This is a genomic window from Amphritea opalescens, from assembly GCF_003957515.1.
In the GTDB taxonomy this organism is placed as follows: domain Bacteria; phylum Pseudomonadota; class Gammaproteobacteria; order Pseudomonadales; family Balneatricaceae; genus Amphritea; species Amphritea opalescens.
Map to the genome: position 1 here is coordinate 106778 of NZ_RQXW01000012.1, position 6157 is coordinate 112934.

Here is a 6157-nt window from a genome sequence, read left to right on the forward strand (position 1 = left end):
AACGATAATGCGCGAAGATACCGATAATTACCGCCAGCTGTTTCTAAATGACACCCCGATGATCGATCTACGGGCGCCGATTGAGTTCGCTCAGGGGGCTTTTCCTAACACTATCAGCCTACCGCTGATGACCGATGACGAGCGGGCCAAAGTTGGCACCTGCTATAAGCAGAAAGGTCAGCAAGCGGCTATCAAACTAGGGCACGAACTGGTCTGTGGTGAGATAAAGGCAGCCCGCATGGAACGCTGGCTATCTTTTTGTCGCAATAATCCCGAAGGGTATATCTACTGTTTTCGCGGCGGGCTTCGCTCTCATACTACACAGCAATGGCTTAAAGAGGCCGGTGTGAACTATCCACTGATCCTAGGCGGTTACAAAGCCCTACGTCATACCCTACTAGAGGTGTTGAGTGACGTGTCCAAGCAACTACCCTTCTATATCGTCGGTGGTAAAACGGGCTCGGCCAAAACTCTGATGGTCAACACCCTCGCCAACGCGGTGGACCTTGAAGGCGCAGCGCATCATCGTGGTTCCAGCTTTGGTAGCTTTGTTAACCCCCAAAGTACCCAGATAAACTTTGAGAACACCACTGCGATTCAGATACTCAAAAATCAACACGCGGGTTGCTCACAGCTTGTATTTGAAGATGAAGGAAGGAATATCGGTAGCGTTGACCTACCTAAACCACTCTATCAAAAGATGCTGACCTCTCCGGTTGCGGTGATTGAAGACCCCTTTGAGATTCGACTGCAACGGCTTCTACAAGAATATGTGATCAACATGGTCGATGACTATACCCGCGTGCATGGCGAGGAACAGGGACACATCCTCTGCGAAGAGTATCTACTCTCGGGGCTGGATAAAATCCGTAAACGGCTGGGTAATGAACGCTGGCAAGTGCTTCGGCAAACGATGCAAAACGCGATTAAGCAGCACCAAGCGGGTGCGGGATTTGATGCCCACCTCAACTGGCTGACCCCTCTACTCGAGTGGTATTACGATCCCATGTATGAGTATCAGTTAAGCCTAAAAGCCGATCGAATTGTCTATCGAGGTAACTGGCAGGAATGCCATGATTACTTACTGCATCAATCTTCTAAGTAGGCTTAAAGCACATACCTAGCGTCGCAGCTTGCACCAAGGGCTCAGCTGACCTATTTTTGGGCCGGTGCCACCTTGAAGTTTTATCGCGACGAGGCGTCGCTCGCTACTCCATGGGATAAGAGCTTGTGAAGTGGATACTGTCGCGAAAACTTATGATTGGCACCCAGAATGTATCTAGCACCAAGTATAAACCACAGGTAGGAGCGGCATCCTGCCGCGAATATGTGACGGTTCATCACAATATAGAAGCAACCCTTAATATAAGAACACCAACTTTCTGCTAAACGAAAAAAGACCGGTGTTTAGACCGGCCTCAAAAATCTATCCAAAGCTCGAAGGGGTGAACTAAGGACAGACCCTATTTTTGTACTTTTTACATTAGAACTTAATACGCATACCCATCAACATGTCCAGATCAAGGTCTTTGCCATCTTCATCTATATCAGAGACTTCAGCAAAAAGGCTGACATTTTTCTGAGTCGGGAATTTATAGGTCACGTTGGCATATACCTGAGTGACGTCCGTGGATGAATCGAGTTCCTGTTGAGTTACACCAACACCAACACTGGTAGTGTCCGTCGCCTCAAACTTAGCCATCAGGTTGTAGATATCCAGATCTTCAGTACCGGTATCGGTCGTACTGTAATCGGCACCTAGCTCAACGCTACCCAGATCAACTGCCGCACTCAGACCCCAAGAGTCCAAGGAATCAGAAGAAGGGGTCTTTTTATAGGTCTGATAAGCCGCCGCCAGTTCAACACCACCGAGCTCAGTTGCCACAAACAGATCATAAGAAGAACCATTTTCAGAACCTTCACCCTCAGCTTTCAACTCGGTCGATGCAACCAGCGTAAAGTTATCTGTTGAAGCATCAAAACGGATAACGTCATCGCCGTCGGTCGCAATTTCGTCGAATGCATCTTCCGCTTCATAATGTTCATAAGCACCTTCTACACCAAACTCATCGGTCGCGTAGTTCTGCTTACCGGCGGCAACAGCAAAACCCCCAAAATCGATACCGATGTATGCTTCTTCCAGCTGACTACCGTTATAATCAGACTTGTCTTCAGCAGCATTCTTAAAACCGAAATCTAACTGGCCGAAAGCTTTCATGCCACTGCCAAGGTCGTATATAACAGAGTTCTTTAACTCTAGGTCATCAAACTCAATTTCAGCATCTTTAGTTTGAGACGCGTTATCACGCAGCTGAACCTGAAGGTCACCTTTAAGTTTATAAGTCAGGCCTTTGCCTTCATAGATTGTTGCAGCATTTACAGCACCGGCAGATGTCGCAGCGATTGCAGCAACCAAGATCAGCTTTTTCATTTATATCTCCAAGTTATCAAAGGTAAAACATTAATTAAAATAAAAAAATATAATTAAAATCATCAAACACTTAAGACCAATTCAAATAAATCACTTACCATCAAGCCATACTTTGAATTTCGCACGAGTTTCTAGATCAGCATTTAAATACCAGTATCGAAGTAATGTTTCAGGCAAATTAATTGAATCTACTTCATTAGCATTCTGTTTTAACATTGGCGTATTAGGCTCTGCTGTAGAAGAGAACCCTACCAACGTCATACTCTTCTTCATTGATACTGGCGTATCTGATTCATTTAATGTTCTGAGTTCTTGCTCATAATTACGATTGATCTGAAAGCCCTCTTTAATAAGAGGTTGTGACAAGTATTGTATTTTCGTACCTGCGTTATCACTCAGTAACCAAGCACCACCTAGGTTGAACTCACGGAACTGAGATAGCTTCTTAATTTCAGGAGCAGACAAGTGGACAGCTGTATCTTCGGCATTAAAAACAATCACATGAGCATCAGTCGTTTCAATTTCTGAACCACCGGATGCTTTCACTTCGGTAGAATACTGAACAAGAATCTGATTTTTACCATTTGGTAGTATCATTGTATCTGTGTTCTCAAAAAAGGAATCATTTACAATTTCAGAGCCATTAACGGCGATCAGCATAATGTCAGAACCAACAGAAAACTTTACCTCTGCCATCGCTGAAGACGAAAACAAAAAAACAATTAAAGAAAATATATTTGAACCAAATCGCATAACGAATGCCTTATTAACTTATTGCATTAAATTCATTGGCAGCGATAATAGCGATCATTTATGACGGTACAGTTACTACTTTATTAAAAACAAAATACAGTTAATAAAAACAACCTATTCATCACAACCAAAATATTAATAATCAAAAAAAATAATTACAGACATAAAAAAAGGGCGATCAAAGATCGCCCTCTTAGCTGTTACTTTTTATACTTACATTTTACCGATAGAGAAAAACAGTGTTTCTCCGGAGCTATCATCAACACCATCATTATCTGTAACGGTATAGCCATTGCCTGCAGCATCAATGGTGAAACCCTCGACCTTATCCTGAACATAACCGTTCAGAGACTTCAAATCAGGTAAGAAATCATGCACTAGCACTTTCTTAACCACCGGCAAAGCCGAACCAATCGCCGCAGGTTTTAATTGATCGATAGAGACACTATAGAGACGTTTAACAACCGCGGACTCACCCAGCTGATTATCCCGCTCAATGATGTACACCTGATCACCATGACTCACGATCTCTGATAGACCGACCCAACCTGAATCAGCATGTTCAAGCGGATACCTAACAGCCCCCCAGATGTTTGTTACTAGGTTATAGGCTAATAACTTCGTCTGATCTTGGGGGTCATCCTTCCACGGTTTTTGAATCGCCACCCACAGCGTATCGCCTATCAACGTAATACCTTCAGCACCAAACTTGAGCTCATGGGCCAATAACGTTTTAGGGAAATCAATGGTACGATCAATCTCTCCATTATTATTGACGTGATGAATAGCATGCGGGATATCTTTTGAGGTTTTACCTTCTGATGCGAGCCAGAAGCCCCCTTTTCCATCAACAGTGATACCTTCTAAATCCAGTTTCATGGCCGCTTTACCCTCACGTAAAACCGGCATCGCCGACGTGATTTTGGCAGGTGTCTGATTGGCATCGATACTGAAAATAGTCGGTTGATTAGCATAGAAGCTATCGTTCACCGCATAGAGCATACCCGGCTTAGTAGGGTCCGCTGTTAGACCGGACAGTGCCCCCCAACCAATCGGTGTACCATCATTCGTCCGTGACGACATTATCTGTGGATAAACGGCAGGGGTATCCGAAAAGTTGTACAACATCACATGTGCACGCGGGCCTTTATCTTCGATCAGATCTTTCTCGTTGGCGCTCACCAGCAGGTTACGTTGTGGAATCACCACGGCAGACTCAGGCGCGATACCTGAAGGCAACAACTGGACGAACTCTGGATCTTTACCCGTATCTCGATAAACTCCGATGGCAGAGCCCCGCTCAGAAAGAATAAAGATGTAGGTTTGGCCATTAAACTGCCCCACCGCTACACCTTCCGGCTCACTCCCTTTTTTACCCGAACGTTTCTCAGGGTAGTGACCCGCTAAAATAACTTCCTGTTCGAAGGACGTACCGGACTCAAACAATACCCGACCATCTTTATGGAAAATGGTAAAACCTCGAGCACCACCATTCATATCGCCTTCATTGGCAATCACAAAGCGATTATCATCAATCCATTTAACGGAATCAGGTTCCCGCAAGCGCGTTTGGCTACCGCTGAAATCTAACTTCTTATCTTTCTTAATATCGATACCTTGTAGCTCTACACTGCCGGCAGAGAAATGGTTCAACACCTTGCCACTGGCCGCATCGATAATCGCTAAATGATTATTTTCTTGAAGAGTAACGACAATCTCATTACGGCTATTGAAGTCAACAAACTCGGGCTCAGGATCGATCGCACCAATCTCCGCTAGACCGGTCATATCAACTTTCATCAACTGACCACACTGAGGCTGGCCATCTTTTACCGGTATGATTGTCACCCAACCCGCTGGAAACTGTGGCAGCTCACCACCATTGAGGTCTTCATCCCGTTCATTCTCGATGGCTACAGCCACATAACGGCCATCTTTAGATACTGCCACTGAATCAGGCTGTCCACCTAGGTCACAACGCGCTAACTCTTTACGAGTTTGTAAATCCAACGCCATCAAATAACCCGAGGGTTTGGTATAGCTCTCGGAGGTATTAACCCCAGCAAACACGGTTGCTGCGCCAATAGCCACCGAAGTTGGTTCCCCATCCAGTTTAACAATACCGCCTGCCACAGGTTTATGAGGATTCGTGATATCGACAAAGCCCAATGCTTCAAAAGGGCTGTCAGAATAAACTAAGGTATTACCATCTTCACTGGCAGCAATAATCTCAGGAGAGGTTTCCTGATTCAGCTCAGTCCCTTCTGGCAAATTATGAATGGCACCAAAGCTAGCAATACGGTTAAAAGAATTCGCTTGAACTACCGTAGCTGATGCGGCAATAGACAAAACCAAAAGTGACTTTTTGAAGCAGCTGACAGGCATAACAGGTCTCCGAGATTAATTTTACGACCCGAGGATGGTATAGCGGATAAATGACAGAAAGGTGACGATGCGATGACGAATAAAAGTCCAAGGCTAGAATTTCTTCCGATGAGGAACAGCGCGTAGGGTGAGCGTAGGGTGAGGTGAGCTTTGCGAACCGCACCATCGATCCAAGGCGATTTAAAAACCATGCTCCCCACATCCATCACCGCCAGAGGCAACTTCCACAACAGAATGACCAATCTCACCCGGTAGGAGCCCCTTCTAGGGGCGATAAGCCTCAGCGCGCAGGGTGAGGTGAGGAACGAACCGCACCAAGACGATTAATCCCATGCCGACCCGAGATCCAACTGCTCGCCCAGCTCAGATCGCCGCCAGAGGCGGCTCCCACAGTGCAGGCTGTGTATTTTAACTCGCGAATCTAAAACCCAAACGCCAAAAACGAAAAAGCCCCGATCAAGCTAATGATCGGGGCTGTCTCTTATTTGAAGCTTGGCGATGACCTACTCTCGCATGGGGAATCCCCACACTACCATTGGCGCTAAGACGTTTCACTTCCGAGTTCGGTAAGGGATCGGGTGGTTCCAT

4 protein-coding genes and 1 rRNA gene are annotated in these 6157 nt (G+C 45.6%); 1 reads left to right on the plus strand and 4 read right to left on the minus strand.

The window, feature by feature from the left end; all coding sequences use genetic code 11:
* Nucleotides 1-7: 7 nt before the first annotated feature.
* Nucleotides 8-1105 carry a tRNA 2-selenouridine(34) synthase MnmH gene (mnmH, locus tag EH243_RS13505; RefSeq protein WP_126159198.1) on the plus strand — a complete coding sequence of 366 codons (1098 nt, stop codon included), beginning with the start codon at nucleotides 8-10 and terminating at the stop codon, nucleotides 1103-1105.
* Nucleotides 1106-1483: 378 nt separating this feature from the next.
* Here mnmH and EH243_RS13510 read toward each other — a convergent pair whose 3' ends face one another.
* The 4 genes from EH243_RS13510 to rrf form a co-directional block, all read right to left on the minus strand.
* Nucleotides 1484-2431: a porin gene (locus EH243_RS13510; protein WP_126159199.1), complete on the minus strand. Its 948-nt coding sequence runs from the start codon at nucleotides 2429-2431 to the stop codon at nucleotides 1484-1486.
* Between the two features lie 90 nt (nucleotides 2432-2521).
* Entirely contained in the window at nucleotides 2522-3184 is a 663-nt protein-coding gene (locus tag EH243_RS13515) for a YccT family protein (RefSeq protein ID WP_126159200.1), read from the minus strand.
* Between the two features lie 213 nt (nucleotides 3185-3397).
* Nucleotides 3398-5569 carry an esterase-like activity of phytase family protein gene (locus EH243_RS13520; protein ID WP_126159201.1) on the minus strand — a complete coding sequence of 724 codons (2172 nt, stop codon included), beginning with the start codon at nucleotides 5567-5569 and terminating at the stop codon, nucleotides 3398-3400.
* Between the two features lie 490 nt (nucleotides 5570-6059).
* Nucleotides 6060-6157 (minus strand): 5S ribosomal RNA (gene rrf, locus EH243_RS13525); the annotation flags it as partial.

What these genes read in the sequence shown, in the direction of transcription:
- mnmH (WP_126159198.1), top strand. Translation starts at nt 8, where the DNA reads ATGCGCGAAGATACCGATAATTACCGCCAGCTGTTTCTAAATGACACC.
- EH243_RS13510 (WP_126159199.1), bottom strand. Translation starts at nt 2,431, where the DNA reads ATGAAAAAGCTGATCTTGGTTGCTGCAATCGCTGCGACATCTGCCGGT.
- EH243_RS13515 (WP_126159200.1), bottom strand. Translation starts at nt 3,184, where the DNA reads ATGCGATTTGGTTCAAATATATTTTCTTTAATTGTTTTTTTGTTTTCG.
- EH243_RS13520 (WP_126159201.1), bottom strand. Translation starts at nt 5,569, where the DNA reads ATGCCTGTCAGCTGCTTCAAAAAGTCACTTTTGGTTTTGTCTATTGCC.